At 65.4% G+C, this 26274-nt stretch carries 25 protein-coding genes, 1 tRNA gene and 1 pseudogene; 21 read left to right on the top strand and 6 right to left on the bottom strand.

Translation table 11 applies throughout. The features are described 5' to 3' along the window. Nucleotides 1-200: 200 nt before the first annotated feature. Complete coding sequence (locus FHY18_RS05595; RefSeq protein WP_259152272.1) at nucleotides 201-977, bottom strand: DUF3011 domain-containing protein; 777 nt, start codon at nucleotides 975-977, stop codon at nucleotides 201-203. Between the two features lie 157 nt (nucleotides 978-1134). Here FHY18_RS05595 and aspS point away from each other — a divergent pair, with 157 nt between their 5' ends. The 19 genes from aspS (at nucleotide 1135) to FHY18_RS05500 (ending at nucleotide 18652) form a co-directional block, all read left to right on the top strand. Beyond that, nucleotides 1135-2886, top strand: coding sequence for an aspartate--tRNA ligase (gene aspS, locus FHY18_RS05590; RefSeq protein ID WP_259152271.1), 1752 nt, complete (start codon nucleotides 1135-1137; stop codon nucleotides 2884-2886). A 479-nt stretch (nucleotides 2887-3365) separates the two neighbouring features. After that, the gene (locus FHY18_RS05585) at nucleotides 3366-3893 is read left to right on the top strand and encodes an N-acetyltransferase (RefSeq protein ID WP_259152268.1); all 528 of its coding nucleotides are present in this window, start codon (nucleotides 3366-3368) and stop codon (nucleotides 3891-3893) included. Between the two features lie 196 nt (nucleotides 3894-4089). After that, entirely contained in the window at nucleotides 4090-4737 is a 648-nt protein-coding gene (locus tag FHY18_RS05580; protein ID WP_259152267.1) for an alpha/beta hydrolase, read from the top strand. 89 nt (nucleotides 4738-4826) lie between these two features. Then, nucleotides 4827-5555 carry a YebC/PmpR family DNA-binding transcriptional regulator gene (locus FHY18_RS05575; protein ID WP_259152266.1) on the top strand — a complete coding sequence of 243 codons (729 nt, stop codon included), beginning with the start codon at nucleotides 4827-4829 and terminating at the stop codon, nucleotides 5553-5555. Nucleotides 5556-5667: 112 nt separating this feature from the next. Next, nucleotides 5668-6192 carry a crossover junction endodeoxyribonuclease RuvC gene (gene ruvC / locus FHY18_RS05570; protein WP_005996087.1) on the top strand — a complete coding sequence of 175 codons (525 nt, stop codon included), beginning with the start codon at nucleotides 5668-5670 and terminating at the stop codon, nucleotides 6190-6192. Between the two features lie 157 nt (nucleotides 6193-6349). After that, on the top strand, nucleotides 6350-6934 hold the full coding sequence (gene ruvA / locus FHY18_RS05565) for a Holliday junction branch migration protein RuvA (protein WP_046965300.1): 585 nt from the start codon (nucleotides 6350-6352) through the stop codon (nucleotides 6932-6934). A gap of 53 nt (nucleotides 6935-6987) precedes the next feature. Next, nucleotides 6988-8895, top strand: a complete 1908-nt coding sequence (locus tag FHY18_RS05560) for a potassium transporter Kup (protein ID WP_259152261.1) — start codon at nucleotides 6988-6990, stop codon at nucleotides 8893-8895. Between the two features lie 2 nt (nucleotides 8896-8897). Continuing rightward, a complete protein-coding gene (locus tag FHY18_RS05555; RefSeq protein ID WP_259152259.1) occupies nucleotides 8898-10016 on the top strand; it encodes an SMI1/KNR4 family protein in 1119 nt (372 codons plus the stop codon). A 39-nt stretch (nucleotides 10017-10055) separates the two neighbouring features. Then, on the top strand, nucleotides 10056-11096 hold the full coding sequence (gene ruvB, locus FHY18_RS05550; protein ID WP_259152258.1) for a Holliday junction branch migration DNA helicase RuvB: 1041 nt from the start codon (nucleotides 10056-10058) through the stop codon (nucleotides 11094-11096). Between the two features lie 52 nt (nucleotides 11097-11148). Continuing rightward, complete coding sequence (gene ybgC, locus FHY18_RS05545) at nucleotides 11149-11607, top strand: tol-pal system-associated acyl-CoA thioesterase (protein ID WP_259152557.1); 459 nt, start codon at nucleotides 11149-11151, stop codon at nucleotides 11605-11607. Nucleotides 11608-11618: 11 nt separating this feature from the next. Further along, entirely contained in the window at nucleotides 11619-12398 is a 780-nt protein-coding gene (gene tolQ, locus FHY18_RS05540) for a protein TolQ (RefSeq protein WP_005996093.1), read from the top strand. A gap of 157 nt (nucleotides 12399-12555) precedes the next feature. Further along, nucleotides 12556-13005 (top strand): protein TolR, encoded by a 450-nt coding sequence (tolR, locus tag FHY18_RS05535; RefSeq protein ID WP_005996094.1) that lies wholly within the window; start codon nucleotides 12556-12558, stop codon nucleotides 13003-13005. Beyond that, nucleotides 12995-14026, top strand: a complete 1032-nt coding sequence (gene tolA / locus FHY18_RS05530) for a cell envelope integrity protein TolA (protein WP_259152255.1) — start codon at nucleotides 12995-12997, stop codon at nucleotides 14024-14026. The genes tolR and tolA overlap by 11 nt, the downstream gene beginning before the upstream one ends. Before the next feature lie 263 nt (nucleotides 14027-14289). After that, nucleotides 14290-15609 carry a Tol-Pal system beta propeller repeat protein TolB gene (gene tolB, locus FHY18_RS05525; protein WP_039423448.1) on the top strand — a complete coding sequence of 440 codons (1320 nt, stop codon included), beginning with the start codon at nucleotides 14290-14292 and terminating at the stop codon, nucleotides 15607-15609. A 57-nt stretch (nucleotides 15610-15666) separates the two neighbouring features. Continuing rightward, entirely contained in the window at nucleotides 15667-16185 is a 519-nt protein-coding gene (gene pal / locus FHY18_RS05520; protein ID WP_016904129.1) for a peptidoglycan-associated lipoprotein Pal, read from the top strand. 6 nt (nucleotides 16186-16191) lie between these two features. Then, nucleotides 16192-17010, top strand: a complete 819-nt coding sequence (ybgF, locus tag FHY18_RS05515; RefSeq protein ID WP_259152240.1) for a tol-pal system protein YbgF — start codon at nucleotides 16192-16194, stop codon at nucleotides 17008-17010. 42 nt (nucleotides 17011-17052) lie between these two features. Further along, entirely contained in the window at nucleotides 17053-17736 is a 684-nt protein-coding gene (gene queE / locus FHY18_RS05510; RefSeq protein WP_259152239.1) for a 7-carboxy-7-deazaguanine synthase QueE, read from the top strand. 118 nt (nucleotides 17737-17854) lie between these two features. Then, nucleotides 17855-18529 (top strand): 7-cyano-7-deazaguanine synthase QueC, encoded by a 675-nt coding sequence (queC, locus tag FHY18_RS05505; RefSeq protein WP_259152238.1) that lies wholly within the window; start codon nucleotides 17855-17857, stop codon nucleotides 18527-18529. Nucleotides 18530-18576: 47 nt separating this feature from the next. Next, nucleotides 18577-18652 (top strand) — tRNA-Lys (locus FHY18_RS05500). A 351-nt stretch (nucleotides 18653-19003) separates the two neighbouring features. Here FHY18_RS05500 and FHY18_RS05495 read toward each other — a convergent pair. Together FHY18_RS05495 and FHY18_RS05490 are read right to left on the bottom strand one after the other, a co-directional pair. Beyond that, nucleotides 19004-19273, bottom strand: a complete 270-nt coding sequence (locus FHY18_RS05495; protein ID WP_259152237.1) for a hypothetical protein — start codon at nucleotides 19271-19273, stop codon at nucleotides 19004-19006. 846 nt (nucleotides 19274-20119) lie between these two features. Next, entirely contained in the window at nucleotides 20120-21037 is a 918-nt protein-coding gene (locus tag FHY18_RS05490) for a LysR family transcriptional regulator ArgP (protein WP_259152235.1), read from the bottom strand. 103 nt (nucleotides 21038-21140) lie between these two features. Here FHY18_RS05490 and FHY18_RS05485 point away from each other — a divergent pair, with 103 nt between their 5' ends. Both FHY18_RS05485 and FHY18_RS05480 read left to right on the top strand, forming a co-directional pair. After that, nucleotides 21141-21764, top strand: coding sequence for a LysE/ArgO family amino acid transporter (locus tag FHY18_RS05485; RefSeq protein ID WP_259152233.1), 624 nt, complete (start codon nucleotides 21141-21143; stop codon nucleotides 21762-21764). A 26-nt stretch (nucleotides 21765-21790) separates the two neighbouring features. After that, nucleotides 21791-22217, top strand: a pseudogene (locus FHY18_RS05480) (GNAT family N-acetyltransferase). Between the two features lie 77 nt (nucleotides 22218-22294). On the opposite strand, the gene FHY18_RS05475 reads toward FHY18_RS05480, so the two are convergent. The 3 genes from FHY18_RS05475 to FHY18_RS05465 form a co-directional block, all read right to left on the bottom strand. After that, nucleotides 22295-22660, bottom strand: coding sequence for a hypothetical protein (locus FHY18_RS05475; protein WP_259152231.1), 366 nt, complete (start codon nucleotides 22658-22660; stop codon nucleotides 22295-22297). A gap of 444 nt (nucleotides 22661-23104) precedes the next feature. Next, complete coding sequence (locus FHY18_RS05470; protein WP_259152229.1) at nucleotides 23105-25273, bottom strand: methyl-accepting chemotaxis protein; 2169 nt, start codon at nucleotides 25271-25273, stop codon at nucleotides 23105-23107. A gap of 628 nt (nucleotides 25274-25901) precedes the next feature. Beyond that, nucleotides 25902-26108 (bottom strand): hypothetical protein, encoded by a 207-nt coding sequence (locus FHY18_RS05465; RefSeq protein ID WP_259152228.1) that lies wholly within the window; start codon nucleotides 26106-26108, stop codon nucleotides 25902-25904. Between the last annotated feature and the right edge of the window lie 166 nt (nucleotides 26109-26274).

The raw sequence follows: 26274 nt of genomic DNA, 5'->3' as shown, positions 1-26274 counted from the left end.
CGACAGCAGTCCAGGTTGCGCCAGATGACCGGTAGCTGGCGATCGTCGGCGCAGCTGCGCGCCGGTTTCGTCGCGGCCTTGTGCATCTGTCCGGCCGCGTGACCGGGCAGATGTCCGTGGTGCGGCAATGCGGCGCTGAGTGTCTGTGCATGGCAGCGCGCCTGGGGCCCGGCGACAGCGCGGCCAGGCGTCGAACCGGCTCAGCGCGCGTCGAACCGTGCGCGGCAGCCGTCGTTGACCCAGACTGCGGAGCGGCGCGGGTCGAATCCCCAGGTGCGGCCTTCCTCGCAACGGGTGTCCGACAACTGGCGGGTCAATACCGGGCGGCCTGCGCGTACGTCCCAATCGCAGGTGCGCATGCGGCGGTCGTCGCTGCTGCAGGTCACCGAATAGTCGCCACGCGGGCGATCGTCGCGGCCGCCGTAGCCGTCATCGCGATCCCAGCCACCACCACGGGCCTGCGCAAAGTCGGCGCGGCAGCCGTCATCCACCCAGATCCGGCCATTTTCCTGGTGCCAGTTGCGGCCCTCCACGCAGGGCGTGCCGGAGAGCTGGCGCACGATCGTCGCGCGCCGCCAGCCGGTGTTGCAGATGGCCTGGCGCTGGTCGCGGCTTTCGCAACGCACGGTGCCGGCGGCTGCATTGCCGGGGCGGTCGTCGCCGCCATTCCAGCCACCACCGCCCCAGCCGCCGCGCGCCTCGACAAAGCGGCCACGGCAGCCGTTGTCCACCCAGACCCGGCCGCGGTCGCTGCCCCAGTTGCGGCCTTCGATGCAACGCGTGCCGGAGATGTTTTCCACCAGGGCCGCGCGCCCACGGAACGGGGTGTCGCACTCACGGCGGCGGTTGTCGTTGCTGGAGCAGGTGATGCTGGGGCCGTTGAAACCGCGGTCCTGCGCGGCGGCGGGGTGGCTGGCCAGGGCGCCCGCGAGGGCGGCAAGACTGAAGCCGGAGATCAGCAGGGCGGTGCGCAGCATCGTGACGTCCTTGGTGACGGGAGGGGCATGGCGCCTATTCAGCCGGGCGCTGACTTAAGCGCCGGTGACCGTCGCCGCATTTGCTCCTGCCGGCCGCCGGCCCCAGAATATCCGGCTTTCCGGCGCTGCCTGCGTCGGGTTTTCAGCGGAGCTTTCGATGCGTACCCACTTCTGCGGCCTGGTCGACGAGACCTTGATCGGCCAAACCGTCACTCTCGCCGGCTGGACCGACGTGGCCCGCAACCTGGGCGGCGTGTGCTTCATCGACCTGCGCGACCACGAGGGCATCGTGCAGGTGACGGTGGAGCCGGAGAACGCAGAGGTGTTCCCGGTGGCCGCCAGCCTGGGCTACGAAGACGTGCTGCAGGTCGAAGGCGTGGTGCGTGCGCGGCATGCGGTCAACGACAAACTGCGCAGCGGCAAGGTCGAAGTGATCGCCACCCGCATCAGCATCCTCAACAAGGCCGCGCCGCTGCCCTTCCATGCGCACGAGAACCCGGGCGAAGAAACCCGCCTGAAGTATCGCTATCTCGATTTGCGCCGTCCGGAAATGCAGCGCATGCAGCGCACCCGCATCAAGCTGGTGCAGGCGCTGCGCCGGCATCTGGACGCACGCGATTTCCAGGACATCGAAACCCCGATCCTGACCAAGGCCACCCCGGAAGGCGCGCGCGACTTCCTGGTGCCGGCGCGCATGCATCCGGGCGAGTTCTACGCCTTGCCGCAGAGCCCGCAGCTGTTCAAGCAGATCCTGATGGTGGCCGGCTTCGACCGCTACTACCAGATCGCGCGCTGCTTCCGCGACGAAGCGCTGCGCGCCGACCGCCAGCTGGAATTCACTCAGCTCGACATGGAATTTGCCTTCGTGCGCGAGCGCGACGTGCAGGATTTTGTCGAAGACATGATCCGCGCCATCTTCAAGGAAGTGGTCGATGTCCAGCTGGCCGCGCAGTTCCCGCGCATGACCTGGGCCGAGGCGATGCGTCGCTATGGGTCGGACAAGCCGGACCTGCGTATCGCGCTGGAACTGGTCGACGTGGCCGAACTGGTCAAGACCAGCGAATTCCCGGTGTTCACCGCCGCCGCCAACGATGCCGATGGCCGCGTGGCCGCGTTGCGCATCCCCGGTGGCGCAACGCTGAGCCGCAAGCAGATCGACGAGTACGCAGCGCACGCCGCCAAGTACGGCGCCAAGGGCCTGGCCTACATCAAGTTGTCGGAGACCGGCGAAGTCAGCTCGCCGATCGCCAAGTTCTTCAGCGAAGAAGCCTTTGCCGCGCTGCTCAAGCACGTGGGTGCAGGCAACGGCGACATCGTGTTCTTCGGCGCCGGCGGCTACAACAAGGTGTCCGATTTCATGGGCGCGCTGCGCCTGAAGGCCGGCAAGGACTTCAAGCTGATCGCCGATGGCTGGGCGCCGCTGTGGGTCACCGACTTCCCGATGTTCGAATGGGACGAGGAGGCGCAGCGCTACGTGGCCCTGCATCATCCCTTTACCGCGCCGGCGGTGGACGACATCGCCGACCTGCGCGCCAACGCCCGCACCGCGGTATCGCGCGGTTACGACATGGTGCTCAACGGCAACGAGATCGGCGGCGGTTCGATCCGTATCCACCGCCCGGACATGCAGAGCGCGGTGTTCGAGTTGCTGGGCATCGGCGCAGAAGAAGCGCGCGCCAAGTTCGGCTTCCTGCTGGATGCGTTGAACTACGGCGCACCGCCGCATGGCGGCATCGCCTTCGGCATCGACCGGATCGCCGCGCTGATGGCCGGCACCGACTCGATCCGCGACGTGATCCCGTTCCCCAAGACCACCGGCGCGCAGGATTTGATGACCGACGCTCCGTCGCCGATCGCCGCCGATCAACTGGCCGAAGTACACGTGCAGGTGCGCCCCAAGCAGGTCTGACCTGCGCCGGCAGATGGCCATGCGGTGTGCGTGGTCATCTGTACAAGACGGCCAGCGCTGCGTGTTTTGGTGGAACCGTCAGTGCCAGGGCACGGGTTACCGCCGTCCAACCGCCGCCGATCACCGGCGGCGGTGCGTCCTGCAGGTCCGTCCCAAGCGCGCCCAGCTCCGCCAGCAGCTAGCCAGACCTCGCAGTGTTCATCTTTCCTGCGCGGTGCCATGCGAGCCGGTCGTGCGTGCGTGGTCGAACCCGTCAGCGCCCATGCCGACTCCTGCCCACATCGGCGAATACGACTTCCTGGGGAGAATCCACGCAGCGCGGATGCTTTCCCGATTCCCGATTCCCGATTCCCGATTCCCGATTCCCGATTCCCCAATCCCCAATCCCCAATCCCCAATCCCCAATCCCCAATCCCGATCTTGCAGAACCGCCGCCGCATGCGAGAAGCTGCCACGTCCACCCGGCACGAGAGTCCCGCATGACCCGCATCCGCCGCGCCACGCCGGACGATGCCGAAGCGCTGTCGCTTCTGGCCGCGCAGACCTTTACCGAAACCTTCGGGCATCTGTATCCGGAAGAAGACCTGCGTGGCTTTCTGGAAGAGACCTATGCGGTGGAGCGCGCGCGCATCGTGCTGGCGCATCCGGAGTACGCGATCTGGCTGCTGGAGCTGGACAACCTGCTGGTCGGCCACGCCGCTGCCGGCCCGTGCGGCCTGCCGCACGCTGAGGTCCGCCCCGGCGACGGGGAACTCAAGCGCCTGTATCTGCTGAAGGACTATCAGAGCAGCGGCTGGGGCAGCCGGCTGTTCGAAACCACACTGGAATGGCTCGAACGAAACGGCCCACGCACGCTGTGGATCGGTGTGTGGTCGGAGAATTTCGGCGCGCAGCGCTTCTACGCCCGCTACGGCTTCGAAAAGGTCGGCGAATACGACTTCCCGGTCGGCAAGATCGTCGACCGGGAGTTCATCCTGCGCCGCAAGCCGATTGCTGCGGCCGACTAAGCCCGGCGCCCGCACGAGCTGATGCGGCGGTGTGCCCGTGGTGCGTGGCGCTTGCCGCAAGATCGGCACAGCGCATGCGCGCTATCGGCACCAGCCACTCTCCGGCATGCCGTGCGCGCGTCAGACACGCGCCTGACCTCCGCCTCTCCTCCTGGTAACCACGCCTTTGTCCAGCCCATCGTCCGCCATCCCGGTCATGCCCCGGCGCCGTCTGCGCAAGCGCGCGGTCGCCGCCACCGCCGACGTGCTGCTGGTGCATGGCATCTGGAATACCGCGCACTGGCTGTTGCCGCTTGCGCGCCGGATGCGCGCCGCCGGGCTGGCGCCCGCGTTGTTCGGCTATGCCAGCGTGCTCGGCGGGCCGGCGCAGGCGGTGCCGCGCCTGATCGAACGCCTGCGCGCCAGCCGCGCGCAACTGCTGGTCTGCCACAGCCTGGGTGGGCTGATGGCCTTGCAGGCCTTGTGCGAGGCCCCCGACCTGCCGGTGCGCCGCGTGGTCTGCCTGGGCTCGCCCCTGTGCGGCAGTGCCGCCGCGCGCGGGCTGGCGCGGCGCGGCGGCGTCTGGGCGATGGGCCGCAGTGCCACCCTGCTGCAGCAAGGGTTTGCGCGCTGGGACGGGCAGGCGGAGATCGGCCAGGTGGCCGGGTGCGTGCCGCGCGGCGTCGGTCGCTGGCTGGCGCCGCTGGACGGCGACTCGGACGGCACGGTGGCGCTGGCCGAAACCCGCCTGCCCGGGCTGCGCGACCACTGCGTGGTGCAAGCCAGCCACAGCGGGCTGTTGCGCTCGCCCGAGGCCGCCCGGCAGGCGCTGGTGTTCCTGCGCAACGGCCGATTTGCGGCTTGAACATCCGCTGGCGGATGGTGCGGCCCCGGTGAGTGCAAGCAATCAGGTAAAATCCGCGCCCTGTCATCCAAGCCAGTCCGGAACCACTCATGGGTAGAGGCCCCTCGATCGAAGGCCGCAAGAACGCCTCCGACGCCAAACGCGGCAAGATGTTCACCAAGATCATCCGCGAGATCAGCGTTGCCGCGCGCGCCGGCGGTGGCGATCCGTCCAACAATCCGCGCCTGCGCACGGCCATGGACAAGGGCCTGTCGGCGAACATGTCCAAGGACGTGATCGAACGCGCCATCAAGAAGTCCACCGGCGAGCTGGAAGGCGTGGAATACGAAGAAATCCGCTACGAGGGCTACGCGCCCGGCGGCGTGGCGGTGATCGTGGACTGCCTGACCGACAACCGCGTGCGTACCGTGGCCGACGTGCGCCATGCCTTCAGCAAATGCGGCGGCAACATGGGCACCGAGGGCTCGGTGGCTTTCATGTTCAAGCGCCTGGGCGTGCTCAGCTTTGCCGCCGGTAGCGATGAAGACACCCTCACCGACGCGGCCATCGAAGCCGGCGCCGACGACGTGGTGGTGTACCCGGAAGACGGCGCCATCGACGTGCTGACCGCCCCGGATGCCTTCGCCCAGGTCAAGGACGCCCTGACCGCCGCCGGCCTGGAACCGGCCCACGCCGAAATCACCTTCCGTGCCGAAAACGACATCGCCGTCGACGGCGACACCGCCGTGCAGGTCCGCAAGCTGCTCGACATGCTCGAAGACCTGGACGATGTCCAGGACGTGTATTCGAACGTCGATCAAGCGGCGCTCGGCGCCTGATGATGGCCGGGATGGCGGGATTGGTGATTCGGGATTCGCAACAGCAATGCGATCGCCGCACTGCAGGTGCGTCACCAATCCCGAATCCCCAATCCCCGATCCCGGCCTTTCAATGACCCGCATCCTGGGCATCGATCCCGGCTCCCAGCGCACCGGGGTCGGCATCATCGACGTCGACGAGGGCGGTCGCAGCCGGCATGTGCATCACGCACCGCTGCTGCTGCTGGGTGAGGGCGATTTTGCCCAGCGACTCAAGCGCCTGCTGCACGGGCTGGGCGAGTTGATCGAGACCTACCGGCCGGACGAAGTGGCGATCGAAAAGGTCTTCATGGGCAAGAGCGCCGATTCGGCGCTCAAGCTCGGCCACGCGCGCGGCGCGGCGATCTGCGCGGTCGTCATGCGCGACCTGCCGGTGCACGAGTACGCTGCCACCGAAATCAAGCTCGCGCTGGTCGGCAAGGGTGGGGCGGACAAGGTGCAGGTGCAGCACATGGTCGGCATCATGCTCAACCTGAAAGGCAAGCTGCAGGCCGACGCCGCCGATGCACTGGCGGTCGCCATCACCCACGCCCACGTGCGCGCCACCGCGCAGCGCCTGGGCGTCAATACCCAACAGGCCTGGAGCCGCAAGAAATGAGTATCGGGATTCGGGAGTCGGGATTGGGGATTCGAAAAAGCGGGTCCGCCTGTGCTGAGCTGATCGGGCTGTACGCGGCAGTCGCCAACGGCCGCACGGGAAGTAACCAATCCCCAATCCCCAATGCCCAATCCCGGCACCTCCTTGGAGGTGCCCAATGATCGGCCGTCTGCGCGGGATCCTGGCCTACAAGCAGCCGCCGTGGCTGGTGATCGACGTGGGCGGGGTGGGCTACGAGCTGGAGGCGCCGATGAGCACCTTCTACGACCTGCCCGATGTCGGCCGCGACGTCATCCTGTTCACCCATTACGCGCAGAAGGAAGACAGCGTTGCGCTGTACGGCTTCCTGCGCGAGGGCGAGCGGCGGCTGTTCCGCGACGTGCAAAAGGTCACCGGCATCGGCGCCAAGATCGCGCTGGCGGTGCTGTCCGGGGTCAGTGTGGATGAATTCGCCCGCCTGATCACCAGCGGCGACATCACCGCGCTCACGCGCATTCCGGGTATCGGCAAGAAGACCGCCGAGCGCATGGTGGTGGAGCTGCGCGACCGGGCGGCCGACTTCAGCAGTGGCGCGCCGATCACCGGCCAGTTGGGTCCGGATGCGGTATCCGAAGCCACTGTCGCCTTGCAGCAACTGGGTTACAAGCCGGCCGAGGCCGCGCGCATGGCACGCGAGGCCGGGGCAGAAGGCGACGAAGTCGCTACGGTCATTCGCAAGGCACTCCAGGCCGCGCTGCGTTAAGCGGGCTCGGCCTTTCTCATTCTTCACGTCCTTCGGCGATACCCTGCCCACTCATGTCACAGACCTCCACTCCCGCAGCTGGCCACGGCCACGCGCCTGCCAATAGCCATATGGCCTTGGTCGTCGGCGCCATCGGCGTCGTCTTCGGCGATATCGGCACCAGTCCGCTGTACACCCTCAAGGAGGCGTTCTCGCCGCACTACGGGTTGACCAGCGATCACGACACCGTGCTGGGCGTGCTGTCGCTGGCGTTCTGGGCGCTGATGATCACCGTCACGCTCAAGTACGTCACCATCATCATGCGGGCCGACAACGAGGGCGAAGGCGGCATCATGGCGCTGATGGCGCTGACCCAGCGTACCCTCAAGCAGGGCTCGCGCTCGGCGTATGTGGTGGGCATCCTCGGCATCTTCGGCGCTTCGCTGTTCTTCGGCGACGGCGTGATCACGCCGGCCATCTCGGTGATGGGCGCGGTGGAAGGCCTGGAAATCGCCGCGCCCAGCCTGCACCCCTTCATCGTGCCGATCACCGTGGTGGTATTGCTGATCGTGTTCATGGTGCAGCGCTTCGGCACCGAAAAGGTCGGCAAGGTGTTCGGCCCGATCACCTGTCTGTGGTTCCTGTCGCTGGGAGCGATCGGTGCCTGGAACATCGTCGATGCGCCGGAGGTGATGAAGGCCTTCAATCCATGGTGGGCGATCCGCTTCTTCATCGAGCACGGCTGGCACGGGGTGTTCATCCTCGGCGCGGTAGTGCTGGCGGTGACCGGCGGCGAGGCGCTGTACGCGGACATGGGCCATTTCGGCGCCAAGCCGATCCGCCATGGCTGGTATTTCTTCGTGCTGCCGATGCTGCTGCTCAACTACCTGGGGCAGGGCGCGCTGGTGCTCAACCATCCCTCCGCGCTGAAGAACCCGTTCTTCGAGGCGGTGCCGGGCTGGGCGCTGTATCCGATGATCATCCTGGCCACGCTGGCGGCAGTGATCGCGTCGCAGGCAGTCATTACCGGCGCCTATTCGGTGGCCCGCCAGGCCATGCAGCTGGGCTACATCCCGCGCATGCTGATCAAGCACACCTCGCGCACCACCATCGGCCAGATCTACGTGCCCGGCATCAACTGGCTGTTGATGGTGATGGTGATCGCGCTGGTGCTGATCTTCCGCAGCTCCACCAATCTGGCCGTGGCCTACGGCATCTCGGTGTCGATGACCATGCTGATCGACACCTTGCTGTTGGCCCTGGTGGCGCGCTCGCTGTGGCCGCGCTGGCGCAACTGGGTGCTGCCGTTGTGCGTGGTGTTCTTCATCATCGAGCTGGCGTTCGTGATCGCCAACGGCGCCAAGTTGCTGCAGGGTGCATGGTTCCCGCTGGCGCTGGGCATCGTGGTGTTTACCCTGATGCGTACCTGGCGCCGCGGCCGCGCGCTGCTGCGCGAGGAAATCCGCAAGGACGGCATCCGCATCGACAGCTTCCTGCCGGGCCTGATGCTGGCACCGCCGGCGCGCGTGCCGGGCATGGCGGTGTTCCTGACCGCCGACCCGATGGTGGTGCCGCATGCGTTGATGCACAACCTCAAGCACAACAAGGTGCTGCACGAACGCAACATCTTCCTCAACGTCGATACCTTGCCGATCCCGTACGCGCCGGTGGACAAGCGCCTGCAGATCGAATCGATCGGCGACGAGTTCTACCGCGTCTACGTGCGCTTCGGCTTCATGGAAACGCCCGACGTGCCGCTGGCGCTGATGCGTTCCTGCGACCAGGGCGGCATCCATTTCGACCCGATGGACACCACCTTCTTCGCCAGCCGCGAGACCATCGTGGCCAGCGCCAACCGCGGCATGCCGATCTGGCGCGACAAGCTGTTTGCGCTGATGCATCGCAATGCCGCTCCGGCGACCGGCTTCTTCCGCATCCCCGGTAACCGCCTGGTCGAGTTGGGCGCGCAAGTGGAGATCTGAGCGTGGCCGCGCTCAAGTGGATGGTCTACGGGCGCTCGCCGAGCCTGGAGACCTTCTGGGATGAAGCGCTCAACCTCGGGCGCGTGCCGGCCACCGATGCAGCGATCGCTGCGGCGCAAGCGCGGCTCGGTGTCCGCCTGCCAGCCTGGCTGTGCGAGTTGTACGCACGTTACGACGGCGGCGCGGTGCAGATGGCGCGTGGTCAGTCGCTTGAGGAGCCGGACAACTGGCTCAAGGCCGAATGGCTGATCCCGCGTGCGCGCCTGCTTGGCAGCGCGCAGCTGTTTTCTTTCGCCGAGGTCCGTGCCCGCGAGGAGTACCGCGACGACGCGTTTGCCGGTCTTGCTGCCGGTGGCGATGATCGCCATCTGATCGTCATCGCCGCCGATGACCGTTCGCCAAGCCGGGCGCTGTGCCTGGACTATTCGGCATCGGATGCCGAGCCCACCCTGGTCTACGTCGATGCAGGCGACAATCGCCGGCTGGCGGTGTTCGCCAACGTGGACGAGCTGCTGGCGCAGTTGGTCGATGTCCACTATTGGTCGCCCGCATTGCAGGCCAGGCACGACGCAGAGGTGGTGCAGTGGCAGCCGCAGCCGCCCGCGTTGACCACGTTCTGGAGCGGCGCCGGGGGCCGCGACGACGGCAGAGCCGCGGCGGACGCCGATGCCTTCGCTGCCGCCCAAGCACGCCTGGGCGTGCGCCTGCCGGCATTGTTCAAGCGTCTCTACGGTGTCCAGGACGGCGGAGATACCGGCTGGTGCTGGGTGCCGCGTACCCGTTTTCCGTCCGAGCATTACGTGGATTGGGAATGCGTGCTGGTGGATCGCTACCTGACGCCGTTGGCGAGCATCGGCAGCGTGCTGGATCTGGCTGCCGCGTTCGAAGACCCGGACGACTTCCGCGCTGCGGCGTGCCTGCATGCCGGTCTGGATCAGGTCCTGGTGCTGTCGTGCCACAACGTGGATAGCCTGTTGTGCCTGGACTACCGCGCACACGGCCCGCAATGCGAGCCGGAGGTGGTCTATTTCGAGCTTTGGGAGCAACTGGTGCCCACCTGGCGCGCGCCGAGCTTCGATGCGTTCTTCAGCGTGCTGCGGCAGGCCGAGCTTGATTTCTAGACCCTGGGCCATCCGCGCGCGGCATGCGAAGATGGCGGGATGACCGAACAGCGCATCATCGCCAGCAGCGCCACCCGCGAAGACGATGCCGCCGATGCGAGCATCCGCCCCAAGCGCCTGGCCGATTATCTCGGCCAGCAGCCGGTGCGCGAGCAGATGGAGATCTACATCCAGGCCGCCAAGGCGCGCGGCGAAGCGATGGATCACGTGCTGATCTTCGGCCCGCCCGGCCTGGGCAAGACCACGCTCAGCCACGTCATCGCCAACGAGTTGGGCGTCAATCTGCGCTCCACCTCCGGACCGGTGATCGAAAAGGCCGGCGATCTGGCCGCGCTGCTGACCAACCTGCAACCGCACGATGTGCTGTTCATCGACGAGATCCATCGCCTCTCGCCGGTGGTGGAAGAAGTGCTGTATCCGGCCATGGAAGACTTCCAGATCGACATCATGATCGGCGACGGCCCGGCCGCACGCTCGATCAAGATCGATTTGCCGCCGTTCACGCTGATCGGCGCCACCACCCGTGCCGGCCTGCTGACCGCGCCGCTGCGCGACCGCTTCGGCATCGTGCAGCGGCTGGAGTTCTATTCGCCCGCAGAGCTCACCCGCATCGTGATCCGCTCGGCCGCGATCCTGGGGATCGACTGCACGCCCGAAGGTGCGGCCGAGATCGCGCGTCGCGCGCGTGGTACCCCGCGTATCGCCAACCGGCTGCTGCGCCGCGTGCGCGACTTTGCGCAGGTCAAGGCGGCGGGGCACATCGATCTGCCGGTGGCGCAGGCCGCCATGCAGATGCTGAAAGTGGATCCGGAGGGCTTTGACGAGCTCGACCGCCGCATGCTGCGCACCATCGTCGAACATTTCGACGGCGGCCCGGTGGGCGTGGAATCCCTGGCCGCTTCGCTGTCGGAAGAGCGCGGCACGCTGGAAGACGTGATCGAGCCCTATCTGATCCAGCAGGGTTTTCTGATCCGCACCGCGCGCGGCCGCATGGTCACCCCCAAGGCCTACCTGCACCTGGGCCTGAAGCCGCCACGCGACCGCGCCGCAGGCATCGGCGAACCGGGAGAGCTGTTCTGATGGTGCTCCATTGGTCGCCCACCCGGGCCGTCCCGACCGACATTCCGTGCCCATGACCACCGAATCACGATTCCCGAATCCCGAATCCCCGCCTGTATTCAGTTGGCCGACACGCGTGTACTGGGAAGATACCGACGCCGGCGGGGTGGTCTACCACGCGCGCTACGTTGCCTTCATGGAGCGCGCGCGCACAGAGTGGATGCGCGCGGCCGGCTACGGGCAGGATCTGATGCGCCAGGACCACGGTCTGGTGTTTGCGGTCCGCTCGATGCAACTGGATTTCCTCAAGCCGGCCCGGCTCGACGACGCGCTGTCAGTGTCGGCGGTCCTGCTGAAATGCAGGCGGGCCAGCCTGCTGTTTGCGCAGTCGGTCCGTCGCGAGGGCGAAGTGCTGTTGACTGCCGAGGTGCGCATTGCCGCACTCGGCACCAGCGACTTTCGCCCGCGCGGCATGGACGATGCGCTGTACGACGTGTTGAAAGCTCTAGAAACCCCAGATTCCGATTACTGAGGAACGAACGGATGTCGATTGCATTGCTCCTGGCCCTGCAGGACACGGTAGTGGAAGCACTACCGCAGGAAGTCACCGCGGCCGCGGCGCAAACCGCCACGGCGGCGCACAACAGCAGCATCAACTATGTGGACCTGATCCTGAGGGCCAGCATCCCGGTCAAGATCATCGTGCTGTTGCTGCTGATCGGCTCGTTCATCAGCTGGGTGATCATTTTCCGCAAGGCGCGTGCGTTCAAGCAGGCCAACCGCGAGGCCGACGAGTTCGAAAACCGCTTCTGGTCCGGCGCCGATCTGGCCAAGCTGTACGCCTCGGCGACCGACCGCAACCGCACCGTCGGTGGGTTGGAATCGATGTTCGAAAGCGGGTTCCGCGAGTTCTCGCGGCTGCGCGATCGCCGTCGCCTGGATGCGCGGGTGCAGCTCGAAGGTGCACAGCGCGCCATGCGCACCGCCTTCACCCGTGAGGTCGATCAGCTGGAGCGCAATCTCGAATTGCTGGCCAACATCGGTTCCACCGCGCCGTACGTCGGCCTGGTCGGCACCGTGTTCGGCATCATGGTGACCATGCACGACATGGTCAGCAGCGGCGAGCAGGCCGGTATCGCCGCGGTCGCACCCGGTATTTCCGAAGCGCTGTTCGCCACCGCCATCGGCCTGTTCGTGGCGATTCCGGCGGTGTGGGCCTACAACCGCTTCACCACCCGTGTGGAACGGCTGTCGGTGCGTTACGAAACCTTCGCCGACGAGTTCAGCTCCATCCTGCAGCGCCAGGCTGGCGCGGACGAGTGATGCGCGCTCCCGGCATGCACCCGCACGATTTGATGCGGGACGTGGCCGGGCGAGCCAGTCGCGTCGATGCACAGCGTCATGCGCGGCTGTCCCTCACCCGGGCGCCGCGCGACTCCGCTGCCGCCCGGCGCCGAGGATTAATTAGGAACGTTTCGCGATGATCTCCGGTATTTCCCGCCGCAAGAAGCGCAAGCTCAAATCCGACATCAACGTCGTGCCGTACATCGACGTGATGCTGGTGCTGCTGATCATCTTCATGGTGACCGCGCCGCTGTTGACCCTGAGCACCGACGTCAGTCTGCCGAGCTCGCGCGCCAAGGCGCTGGAGAGCAAGCAGGACCCGATCGTGGTGGTGGTCGCGGCCGATGGCCAACTGGCCTTGCAGCTGCCAAAGGGCAAGCCGCAGGCCATGGACGTCAATGCGTTGCAGGCGCAGCTGGCTGCCATCGTGGCGCAGGACAAGGATGCGCGCGTGGTCGTGGCCGGCGATCGCGCCGCGCCGTATCAAAAGATCATGGATGCCATCGACGTGCTCAAGCAGGCCAAGGTCGAGAAGGTCGGCCTGATCTCCGACTCCGGCGGCACCGCAGGCAGCGATGCACGCTGACGCACTCCCCACCCAGGGCGCGCGCGAGGATGGCTGGCTGCGACCGGTCATGCTGGCCTTGGTCGTGCATATTCTGGTCGCGCTGGTGTTCATTGCCGGCTGGCTGTGGTCGCCCGAACGCTCGGTCGAACCGGCCGCGGGCGACCCGAGCATGGAAGCCTCGCTGGACGTCTCCGCCGCCGAGGCGCGTGTCGCCCGTCAGGCGCTGAAGGCCACCCCGGTGGAAGCGCCGCCGGCACCGTTGCCCGAGCCCGCCCCGGAAGACAGCGTGCCGCCACCGCAGCCGATTCCCGAGCCGCACCCGCAGGATGCGCCCACCCCGCAGCAGGCGCAGGCGCAGGAGCGCGTGGCCCAGCCGGACAAGGTCGACCAGGACAAGGTCGATGCATTGGCCATTTCCGCTGAAAAGGCCAAGGCGGAACAGGAAGCCAAGCGTCGCCAGGAGCAGATCGACCTGACCGAGCGCAAGCGCCAGGAAGAGGCCGAGCAGAAGCTGCGCCTGGCCAAGCAGCAGGAAGAAGCAGACGCCAAGAAGAAGCAGGCTGCTGCCGAGCAGGCTGCAGACGCCGAGCGCCAGAAGAAGATCGCCGATATCCGCCGGCAGCGCGAACAGGCCACCAAGGAAGCCGCGCTGGCCGAACAGAAGCTGCGCCAGGTCGCCGCCGCACGCGCCCAGCAGGCCTCTGCCGCTGCGGCGACCAGCGCGCAGCCCACGGCAGGCCAGGGCGGCACCAGTACCGACCTGTCGGCCAAGTACGCCGCCGCGATCCAGCAAAAGGTGCTGGCGCAGTGGGTGCGCCCGCCATCGGTGCCGCCGGGGCAGAAGTGCACCATCAACATCCGTCAGCTGCCCGGTGGCAGCGTGATGGAGGCCAAGGTCGCGCCGGGTTGCCCGTACGACGAGGCCGGCCAGCGTTCGATCGAGGCTGCGGTGTTGAGCGCACAGCCATTGCCGTATCGCGGCTTCGAGTCGGTGTTCCAGCGCAATCTGACCTTCGTGTTCACTGCGCAGGATCAGTAGTGCGGTGATGGATTGCGCTGCGGCAGCGTGCGAGCGCTGCAGCGGGGCGGGCGATGCGTCCGATGACAATCGGGCGATGCGCTCTCTCCCCATGCCGGCTTCGATTGCGGCAGGGCAGCGCCCGACCGGCTCCGGGCCTGGCCGAGTTGCCCGGCCGCTCGACCGCTCGCCCCATTTTCACGTTGTCTCGTTCATGATTGCGAGTATGTTCACTCGCTGATTGGTATCCCTTGCACACTTTTCCTGCCCGATCCGAGCCGTCCATGAAAAAACCGCTGCGTTGGCTAGCTGCCCTGACCGCCCTGTTGTTGCCGCTGAGCGCACTCGCGCAACAGCAAGGGCTCACCATCGACATCGTGGGCGGTAGCGCCTCGGCGACGCCGATCACCGTTGTCCCCATGCCCTACCAAGGCTCGGGCACCGCGCCGCAGACGGATGTGTCGGCCGTCGTCGGTGCCGACCTGGATCGCTCCGGGCAATTCCGCACGTTGCCAGTTGCGCAGATCGTCGAAAAGCCGACCCGCGGCACGGAGGTGCAGTTCCAGACCTGGCGCACCCTCAAGCAGAACTACATCGTCGTCGGCCGCGTGATGGATGCGGGCGAGGGCGCGTACCGCGTCGAGTACGAATTGTTCGACGTGGCCAAGGGCGAGCGCATGCTCGGTCTGGCGATGACCGCGCGCGCCAATGCGATGCGCGACGTCTCGCACCAGATGGCCGATGCGATCTACGAAAAGATCACCGGCGTGCGTGGCGCGTTCTGGACCCGGATCGCCTACGTGACCGCCAGCGGCAAGGGCGGCGCGATGCGTTATGCGCTGATGGTCGCCGATTCGGACGGCTACAACCCGCAGACCATCGTGCGCTCGGCCGAGCCCTTGCTGTCGCCGAACTGGAGCCCGGACGGCAAGAAGCTGGCCTATGTGAGCTTCGAGCGCGGCAATTCATCGATCTACCTGCAGGACATCGCCACCGGCGCACGTGAGCTGGTGTCCAGCTTCCGCGGCATCAACGGTGCACCGTCGTTCTCGCCGGACGGTCGCCGGCTTGCCCTGGCGCTGTCGCGCAGCGGCAACCCCGAGATCTACGTGATGGACCTGGGCAGCAAGCAGCTGACCCAGTTGACCAACCACTTCGGCATCGACACCGAGCCGACCTGGGCGCCGGATGGCGGCAGCATCTATTTCACCTCCGATCGTGGCGGCCGTCCGCAGATCTACCAGGTGGCTGCCAGCGGCGGCAGCGCCAACCGGGTGACCTTTCAGGGCAATTACAACGCGACCGCCAGTGTCTCGTTCGACGGCAAGAAGATTGCTGTTGCGCAGGGCAGCGGCAACAGCTACCGCATTGCGATGATGGATCGCAGCCTGGGTTCGCCTAGCTGGAGCACGCTGTCGCCGGGTTCGCTGGACGAATCGCCGAGCTTCGCGCCCAACGCCAGCATGGTGTTGTACGCCGCACGTGAGGGTGGCCGGGGTGTGCTTTACGCCGTATCCGCCGACGCTCGGGTCCGCCAGCGTCTGGTTCTGGCCGATGGTGATGTGAGAGAACCCGCTTGGGGGCCTTACCGAACCGCGCATTAATGTTAATATTTCGCTGCGTTAAACCACTCATTGGCCCAGAGCCTCCATAGGTATCCCATGAACAAGTCCACCCGCGTCTTGCTTGTCTCCCTGCTGTCCGTTGCCGTGCTGGCTGGTTGCTCGAAGAAGGTGAAGGAAACTCCGCCTCCCGCAACCGATACCACCGCCGGTTCCTCCGTTCCCACCGGCCCGTCCACCTCCGGCCTGTACGGCCCGGGCGACCTGGATACCGATGCCTGCCTGCGCCAGCGCGTGGTCTACTTCGATCTGGACCAGGACTCCCTGAAGCCGGAATTCCAGGCCATCATGGCGTGCCACGCCAAGTACCTGCGCGACCGTCCTTCCTCGCGCATCACCCTGCAGGGCAATGCTGACGAGCGCGGTTCGCGCGAGTACAACATGGGCCTGGGCGAGCGCCGCGGCAACGCTGTGTCGTCGTCGCTGCAGGCTGCCGGTGGTTCGGCCAGCCAGCTGACCGTCGTCAGCTACGGTGAAGAGCGTCCGGTCTGCACCGAAACCAGCGAAAGCTGCTGGTCGCAGAACCGCCGCGTCGAAATCGTGTACACGGCTCAGTAAGAAACGATGCGCTTTCGAGTGACATCTCTGTTCGTCGCGGCGGCCCTTGTGGTCGCCGCGCCGGCATACGCCCAGCGAGCCAGTCTCGCTGATCGTGTGGCGGTGCTCGAGCAGCAGCAGGCTAACAGTCAGGCCAACAACGATCTCCTCAATCAGCTGCAGCAGGCGCGTTCGGACCTGCAGGCATTGCGTGCGACCGTCGAACAGCTGCAGCACGACAACGAGCAACTCAAGCAACAGTCCAAGGACCAGTATCTGGACCTGGACGGACGTCTGAACCGGCTGGAAGGTGCAGGTGGCGCAACGCCTCCACTGCCTTCTGCCACCGGCAGCGTCACCCCAGCCCCGGCTCCGGCCGTGCGGCCTGCAGCGGCGGCCACTTCCGAGAAGCCGCCGTCCGTGCACGGTGATGCAGGTACGCTGGCCATCAGCAACGATGAGCGCACCGCCTACAACGTCGCGTTCGATGCATTGAAGAACGGCAAGTACGACGACGCGTCGCAGCTGTTCCTGAGCTTTCTCGAGCTCTATCCCAATGGTGTCTACACCCCCAATGCGCTGTATTGGCTGGGTGAGAGTTATTACGCCACACGCAATTTCCAGCTTGCCGAGGCGCAGTTCCGCGATCTCGTCAGCCGCTATCCCACGCATGACAAGGCCGCTGGCGGTCTGTTGAAGCTCGGCCTGTCGCAGTACGGCGAAGGCAAGAACAACGAAGCCCAGCAAACCTTGCAGCAGGTCGTCTCGCAGTATCCCGGCTCCGATGCAGCACGTGTGGCCCAGGAACGCTTGCAGTCCATCCGCCTAGGCCAGCAACTGCGCTGAGCCCGCGCGCCGCCGCCCGTTGGCGCGGCGCATACTTTGCCCATGAACGCCGCCGCCGTCCCCAGCGAGATCGTCCAGTCGCCATTGCCGCGATTGAAGATCACCGAAATTTTCCTGTCCCTGCAAGGCGAAGCCGAGGCGGCTGGCTGGCCCACCGTGTTCGTGCGCCTGACCGGCTGCCCGTTGCGGTGCACCTACTGCGACACCGCCTACGCCTTCCATGGCGGCCAGTGGCATGACATCGACGCGATCGTGGCCGAAGTCACCAGCCATGGCGTGCGGCACGTCTGCGTGACCGGCGGTGAGCCGCTGGCGCAAAAGCGCTGCCTGGTACTGCTGCAGAAGCTCTGCGATGCCGGCTTCGATGTCTCGCTGGAAACCTCCGGCGCACTGGATGTCTCCGAGGTCGATGCGCGCGTCTCGCGTGTGGTCGACATCAAGACCCCCGCCTCCGGCGAAGCACAGCGTAACCGCTGGGACAACCTGGCATTGCTGACCGCACGCGACCAGATCAAGTTCGTGATCTGCAGCCGCGCAGATTACGAGTGGTCGCGCGCCATCGTCGCGACGCATGCGCTCGAGCGTCGTTGCACGGTGTGGTTTTCGCCCAGCAAGGGCGAGATCACGCCTCGGGAGCTGGCCGACTGGATCGTCGCCGATCGCCTGCCGGTGCGCTTTCAGATGCAGCTGCACAAGATCCTCTGGGACGACGAGCCGGGCCGCTAAGGGCGGCAAACAGCCGGCACCTCGCGTGCCGATGTGCATGCCGAATGGACGGCGCCGTCGCGGCCTGGCGCCGACCCTGCTAGCCTTTGCGTCTTGATGTTGTCGATGCCTTTCTGAAATGAAAAAAGCTGTCGTTCTGTTGTCCGGAGGCATGGACTCCGCCGCCGTCATTGCGCTCGCGCAGGAGCAGGGCTTTGCCGTGTACGCGCTGAGCGTGCGCTACGGTCAACGTCATACCTCCGAGCTGGATGCCGCCGCACGCGTTGCCGCAGCGCAGGGCGTGGTCGCGCACAAGGTGGTCGACGTGGATTTGCGCAGCATCGGCGGCTCGGCGCTCACCGACGACATCGAGGTGCCGGACGCAGGCGGCGATGGCATCCCGGTCACCTATGTACCGGCCCGCAACACCATCATGCTGTCGCTAGCGCTGGGCTGGGCCGAAGTGGTCGGCGCCAACGACCTGTTCTGCGGCGTCAATGCGGTGGATTACTCCGGCTATCCCGACTGCCGCCCCGAGTTCGTACGCGCCTTCGAAGTGCTGGCCAACCTCGCCACCAAGGCTGGCGTGGAGGGCGCCGGGCTGCGCGTGCACGCGCCGCTGCAGTTCCTCAGCAAGGCCGACATCGTGCGCGAAGGCGTGCGCCTGGGCGTGGACTTCGGCCTGACCGTGTCCTGCTACCGCGCCGACGCCGCCGGCCGCGCCTGCGGCCATTGCGACGCCTGCCGGCTGCGCGCCGCTGGCTTCGCCGATGCCGGCGTTCAGGACCCCACGCATTACACGATTTCGTCTTGACGCCTGTGTAGGGTAGAATGCGGACCCCGACGCGCAGTCGGGTCAGTGGGCCGTTAGCTCAGTCGGTAGAGCAGAAGACTTTTAATCTTTTGGTCGATGGTTCGAATCCATCACGGCCCACCACTTAATTCAGCAGGTCAGATGGAGATGGCGCCGATGGCGCCTTTTTTGTGCGCTCGGAAATTGCCGGGGCCTTCGCCGTTGTTGACTCGACTAATGCGCTCGATGGGCGCGTGGTGCTGGACGATCTGGAGTGCCGGCAGGACGCGATGCCGATGCACTCGGGTGCCTGTTCAACGATGCGCGCGCTTGCGCAACTCGACGGCTGCTGTCGATGCGCTGGCGTTGCGCCTTTGACAGAGCACGCCTGTGGCGGCACCGAGATTGACAAGTCGCTGCCGTAGCCGGAGCCCATCGCCCCTTGGCGATGGGCTGCCTATGCCCGTGTGAGGGCCGCCCTGCCCGCAGCAATGATCAGCCCCTGCAGATCCACTTGCCGGTGACCTTGAAGGTCTTTGCGTTGATCGCGCGGGTATTGACCTGACCGAGCTGCACCGAGGTGGTTTGCGGAAACGCGTCGCGGCATTGCGCCGCACCGTCGGCCCATTGCTGATTGAACACCTCGGTCCTGCTCGGTCCGGTGTGGGTGAACGATGTCATCTGCTCGGTGCGGGAGACGACATGCAGCGACTTTGCGGAGGCAGTGGTGATCAAGGTGGAGGAAACGATGATTCCGAAAACCACGAGAGGGATCTTGCGCGATGAGGAAGACATGGTCTGGTCCGATTCGAGTGGTGGACTGTAGGGAGTTGGCAACTTTCGGCGGCAAGCTACGGTGCGGATAAGACGCCGAGGTGACCGTGTGGTTGCGAATCGAATCGGTTGTTCCAGCATTCAGCGCGGGGAGGGCGGCGGCATCGGAAGCCGCGGCTTTCCGCGGTTCAAGCGCGAGTCGGCCAGGCCGTTTGAACGCATCGATTACTGGCGCAGGCGAGGTCGGTCGCGCCAGATCCAGGCGCGTTCACTGTCTAGCGCGGCGGCGTCGATGTACCGCCTTGGTCGATGCCACTTCGTAGCCATGGAGATGTCTGCCTGAACCATCAGGCGCGATACAACGCGGAAGGGACGCCAGCCTGGGGTGCCCGCATCCGGATGTCGCCGTGGTCGCGCGATTCACGGCAATCGGTGAGGGTGCGATGCGGGTCAGGAACATAACCGCAATGGCCGAATATCAGGACGACACAGCAAGGTCGCGTATCGAAGAGGCGTTGCCACAAGCCACGCTGGGCGTTTAGACACGCGGGTGTTTCAGATCTGGCCGCAATGGACGTCCGATCCTGGCGGGACAGTGTCGTTTCCGGTTGCAGGAGCTCTTGATGCGCGCAACACGCCCATATCTTCGTGAGGGCGGTGCAGTGCTGACCTGCACAGAAGCGCCGGCAGGGGCGGGGTTTGCACAAGTCTCTTCATTCGTGGGGTCATCGAAACGCATTGCGTTGCTGCAACGAGCGAGTACAGGCTGGCCGGATTTCGGACCGGAGGCCACTGAAGCGTGTCGGCCGACTTCAATACCTCGTGCACGGCGCATGCTCATGCCGCTGCGAAGCTTCTGCCTCCACGCAAACTCGTCGCGGCTGCCTCGCGTAGCGCCTGACTGAGTTGCTGCAGAGCGCTCGAGCCCACTGCGGCGTATTGCCAGTACAACGGAACATCGAGCCAGCGGGTTGGGTCGACGATGACGACCTGCTTGCTGCGAGCGGCTGGCGTCACCATCGACTCCGGCGCCAGACACCATCCGAGTCCGCGCGCAGCAGCTTCGACGAAACCGGTCGAGGTGGGCAGGTAATGTGTCGGTGGAGCCAGTTGCGTGCGGGTAATGCGTTTGACGAAACGCGCCTGCAGCGCGTCCTTGCGATTGAATACCAGCATGGGCGCGTGGCCCAGCGAAGCGGCAGTGAAGCCGTCCTTGAAGTGCGTCTGGACAAAGGCAGCCGACGCGATGGCGTGATAACGCATCACGCCCAGCGCATGCACATTGCAGCCCTGCAACGGCTTGCGCTCTGAGGTGACTGCGCCCAGCACGCTGCCCGCACGCAGTAACTCAAGAGTATGGTCCTGGTCGTCCATCTGCACATCGAAGAGAAACCCGTGTGCCTGATGCAAGGCAGACAGCGCCGCCAGCAACCAGGTCTGCAGCGAATCGTCGTTGACCGCGATGGAAAGGGTACGTAGGTGCCCAACGCTGCTGTCGCCGGGAAGGAAGTCGGCGATCGCTTCGGATTCCAGCACCTGCATCGGCTTCACCCTGCGTAGCAGGCGCTCGCCGGCGGGAGTGGGGCGGCAAGGGGCTTTCCGGATCACCAGCACCTGACCGAGCCGGTCTTCCAGCGCCTTGACCCGTTGCGAAATCGCCGACGGCGTCACCGACAGCCGTTGCGCAGCGGTATCGAAGCTGCCTTCCTCGAGAACGGCAGCGAATGCAGCCAGTTGCGGATGCAGAAGATCCATGGCGCTCGGCAGGATTAGAAGTTCTAAGCAGCATACAGAATATTTAGTTTTCCTAATTACGGCGGAGCGCTCAGCATTGGCGCCACTGATCCGGGAGGTATTCGTGTTCCTTCAAGCCGTCATCGCTGGTTTCATCGCCAGCGCAGGTCTCATCATCGCAATCGGAGCGCAGAACGCATTCGTGCTGCGGCAGGGACTGCAGCGCCAGCATGTCGGTCTGGTGGTGGCGATCTGCGCGTTCGGCGACATCGCGCTGATCGTGCTGGGCGTGGCCGGGATTGGCGTACTGGTGACGCAGTGGCCGGACTTGCTGCAGCTACTTCGCTATGCGGGAGCTGCATTTCTCGCGGCATATGGCGCGTTGGCTGCACGCAGGGCCTGGCGTGGCACCAGCGGGTTGGCACCGTCGCAAGGCGGCGCCCAGCGTTGGCAACGCGCCATGCTGACGTGCCTGGCATTTACCTTTCTCAACCCGCATGTCTATCTGGACACGATGCTGCTGCTGGGCAGTCTGGCCGCGCGTTACCCGGGCCAGTTGCGCTGGGCATTCGCTTCGGGGGCGTGCCTGGCCAGCATCGCCTGGTTTTCTGGTCTGGGCTATGGCGCGCGTTTGCTGCAGCCGGCCTTTCGCGATCCGCGCGCGTGGCGTCTGCTGGATGCTGCGATCGCAGGATTCATGCTGGTGCTATGCGCACTGTTGTTGCTGCCTTCGCAGTCGCTCACCTGAGGCCCATTGGTGCCGGAGTTGTTGCCATGTCGCCGCTGCGCGTGTCCACCGATCAGTCCGAACTCGATGTTGCGCTGATCCATCGCTCCCTGGCGCAGCGCAGCGTCTGGGCCAGGGACATCCCGCTTACTCTGGTACAGCGCGCCATCGCCAACGCGCTGTGCCTGGGCAGGTTTCTGAAGGGTGAGCAGGTCGCGTTTGCGGGAGTGGTTTTGCGACTAAGCAACCTTTGCCTACCTGGGCGATATGTTCGTGTTGCCAGAGCACCAGGGCAAGGGCGATGGCAAGGTAGTGATTGATGCGGTCACGGTGCATCCCAATCTGCAGGGGCTGCGCCGTTTAAGCCTGGCCACCAGCGATGCGCATGGTCTTCATGCGCGCCAGGGCTTCACGCCGCCGCTGTCTCCGCAGTCGCTGATGGAATGCTATCGCCCCGGTCCCTACACGCGCTAGCTGCGGTGGGCGGACTGCGCAGTGCGCACCGTCACGGCGCCGCGTCGGGACAGACGTGCGGTGTGCGCTGCGCGCTGTCAGGCGAGCACTGCAACCTCGACACGGCACAGTGCCGGCCAGGCATCGGCAGCGCGCATTGCCGCCAGCGACGATGCGCAGCTGCCGCCGGACAGGTGGCGATCCTGCAGCGGGTCGATGGCTTCCCACTCCCAGCGCTGCGAATGCGGTATCTGCCAAGCCGCCAACAGCACCGACGTGCCGTCCTGGAGCATGAGCTGCCGCCGCCAGATCACGCGTGCGTCGAGATGGCCTTGTCGCCAGTGCGAGAAGGCATCGCCGTGCCGGCCATCGCCTGCGTCCGTTGCGAAAGCGCAAGCCTGCACCGGGGCATGCGCGCCGTTGAGTGGACGCTGCGGAGCGCGATTGTCGTTGCTGGTGTTCACGGGTGATCCTTCCTGATTGAGAAGGCGTGTCGCGCAGTGACGAAAGCGCCCACGGACACACCTGCAGTGCCGGCGGCGCCGGCTGCGGATGTCGTGGGTACCGATGGCTAAGATGCCGCCTGCGCTGCAGACGGTGGCCGGGCTACCATCCGGCCTGCTCTCTTTCGACCGGCGCAGGGTAACCAGGCGTGGCGCTGGAAGCAAGCACTCTTTAGTGGTTCAAATACTTGTTTTCTAATGTTTTTTCTGCGCACTAACCGCGCGTGACGGATGCCCGGGATGAGTGCGTCGGATGCCGGTGGAGCATGCGGGTTAGACCAAGAAAGCGCCCGCAAGGGCGCTTTCTTGGTGTGCAAAGTGTCAATGGCTGCGGGTACATCTGCTCTGTCGCATCAGCATGCCCGCACCCACGATCTGGTCAACGGCGCAGTGCCTGCCGCTCGCTCAGGCGCTGCGGACCTTGTTCAGCAGATGAGCGACCGGTGCCGCCGCTCGGTGGTCGGCCTGCCTTGCCTGTCGTGCATCGATCTTGAAGATCGCCACCGCGTCGGTGAGTTGCACTGCCTGTTCCTCCATCGAACGTGCGGCTGCCGTTGCCTCTTCCACCAGCGCTGCATTTTGCTGCGTGGCCTCGTCCATATGGGTGATGGTCTGGTTGACCTGCTCGATGCCGGCCGATTGCTCCTGCGATGCCGCGGAGATCTCGCCCATGATGTCGGTGACGCGTTGCACGCTCGCAACCACCTCGTCCATGGTCTTGCCGGCACTGCGCACCAACGCCGAGCCGTCGGCTACCCGCTGCACCGAGTCGTCGATGAGGTCCTTGATCTGCTTGGCCGCACCGGAGGAGCGCTGCGCGAGCGTGCGCACTTCGGAGGCGACCACGGCAAAGCCACGGCCCTGTTCGCCTGCACGTGCAGCTTCCACCGCAGCGTTCAACGCGAGGATGTTGGTCTGGAACGCGATGCCATCGATGACGCTGATGATGTCGGCGATCTTCCTGGATGAGGCTTCGATACCGCTCATGGTCTCGACGACCTTGCCCACGACGTCGCCACCTTGCGAGGCAACGCGCGCGGCACCGATCGCCAGCTGATTGGCCTGGCGCGCACCCTCGGCGTTCTGCCTGACGGTGGATGTGAGTTCTTCCATCGACGCTGCGGTCTCTTCGAGATTGGCCGCCTGTTGTTCGGTACGTTGCGACAGGTCCTGGTTGCCGGCCGCGATCTCGCTGGCAGCGGCATTGATCGATACTGCCGATTGCTGGATGTTGCCGACGATCTGCGCCAACTGACTGGCGGTGGCATTGGCATCGTCGCGCATCTGCGCGAAGACGCCGCGGAAGTCGCCGCTCATGCGTGCAGTCAGATCCCCCGCGGCGATGGACTGCAGCAGCGACGACAACGACTGCAGGTTGCCGTCGGCCGTGGACATCAGGTGGTTGAGGCTTTCGACCATGATGCGGAAGTCGAACTGGAAGCGCTCGGCATCGCCGCGCGCGCTGAAGTCGCCATTGGCAGCGGCCTGGGCGAGATGCTTGATCTGGTGATTCATCGCCGACAGGTTGAGCTTGACCTGCGACATGGTGTCGCTGAAAACGGCCTTTTCGCCGGGCAGCGGCTGCATGTCTTCGGAGAGTTCGCCCACCGCATAGCGGCCCATGATGCGTGCCAGATCGGTCTGCACTGCCACGTGCGAGGCAACCAGCAGGTTGGTGTCGTTGGCCATGCGCCCATAGTCGCCCGGGAATGCCGCCGCATCGATGCGGAAGCTGATCTGGCCGTTGTCGTGATGCCTGGCCATGTCGGTTTGCGCAGCGATCAGGTTGCGCAGTTGCAGCTGCATCTTGTCCATGGCCTTGAGCAGACGGCCGGTTTCATCGTTGGCGTTGGTGTGCACATCGTTGTGCAGATTGCCGGCCGCGATCGCTTCTGCAGTGCGTGTGGCCTGGCTGAGCGGCTGGGTCAGGCTGCGTGTGATCAGCCACGCGAGCAGGCCGCTGATGACCAGTGCGGCAATGCCGCCGGTGGCCAGGGTGATCTTCCCTCGATGCATCGATGCAACCGCGGCCGCATAGGCATCCTTGCTGAGGCGGCGTTCCAGTGCAGCGTTCTCGCGGATCGCCGTCTGCTGGGCATCCATGGCCCTTGCGGCGTCGCCTTGCAACAGCGCCTGTGCTTCCTGGTTCTGATCGCGGAGGCCGTATTGGAGAATCTGGTTATTGAGCTTGACCGAGATGTCGCGCTTTTCCTGCACCAGGTCGAGCGCCTGTTTTTCGGGCGCGCTGCTGGGCAGTGCGGCCAAGGCGTCGTGTGCCTGCTTGTAGCGTGTGCGGTTCTTGTCGATCATGTCCATTGCACGACGGTTGGCTGCTTCGCCAGCGACCATGACGATATCGCGCAGACCGATCGCCACATTGGTGTTGGCGTCGAGCATTTCCGAGGACAGCTGGATCCTCTCCATGTTGCTGTTGACGATGGTATCCAGCTCGAAACGGGCGTTGGACATGGTGACCAGGCCGGTTGCAACAAGCAGGCCCGACAAAAGGATCAAGATGCCGAAGGCCATGCCCAGGCGGCGGCCGACATTGAGGCGTTGCAAGTAATCGTTCATAACCGCATCCAGTTAGTGCAGCTGAAGGGCCCGGTGGATGCGGGGTGCGTCCACTCAAGCGTCTTGCCCAGCTAGCGGCTGGATACCGACGTGCTAAAGCCTTCCGTTCTGTACTAGTTACAGCCGATTCATTGCGCGGAAGAGATTCCCCGACAGCTGTCCATCGGCGCCTGACATCGTGATCTGCCGAGAGCCAGGGAGCGCAGCTAACGCCGCTTTTGCGTGCACGTTAAACAGATGTTGCCGATGCTGGAAACGACCGGCGCAATACGCATGTCATCGCATCGTGTGTGCAGGATTCCGCATCGACGACCGATCACATGCGCCATTTGTTAGCCGTGCTTGTAAGCTCTGGCTGGATCGATGCGTGTCATTTGCAGAGCGCTTGTCATGCGGCACGTGAAGCGCTGGTGCGCGCTTCGGTTTGCGTTCGCCCACCACCTGAAATTCGCCTTGCGCAGACGCTGGATCCTCAGCAAACGCCGAGGTCGACGTGCAAGCAGGGCGACAGTGCCCCGCGGTGCCGCGCGATGTGCGCGAGCTGGGAGCAGTGTCGGCAGCGCGCACTGCATCTGGTGACAAGGCAAACCTCGGCAGCCGGGCGAGCGCGCTGCGTTGCGGACGGGTATCAGCCCTCCAGCGCAGCCAGCACCTTGGCATGCAGCTGTTGTGCGTCGGACTCGCTGTTGAAACGCGCAAAGACTTCTTCGCCGGAAATCAGGCCGACCCGTACGGAGTGGCAGTACGAGCCGAAGCTTTCGCCTGCGTTGAATGGATCGCTGATGACCGAGATGTGGGTGAGGCGGACTCGGGTGGTGCCGAACTTGATGAACATCTGCGAGCTCCTGTGTGAGCGCCGAGTTTCCCACGTTGTGGTGCAGGGCAGAAGCAGCGGTCGACGGGGCCGTTGCGGTGGTGCAAGGCCTGGCCGTAGCGTACTGCGCTCTGGTGGTGTGGCCCGGCGGTGCAGTACGTGCCCGAAGAGGCCGCTGCCTCTCGCA

Source organism: Xanthomonas sp. 3793 (assembly GCF_024806835.1).
Lineage (GTDB): Bacteria > Pseudomonadota > Gammaproteobacteria > Xanthomonadales > Xanthomonadaceae > Xanthomonas > Xanthomonas arboricola_F.
Note: the sequence above shows the minus strand (reverse complement) of the source record. Positions and strands in the feature narration are given on the sequence as shown.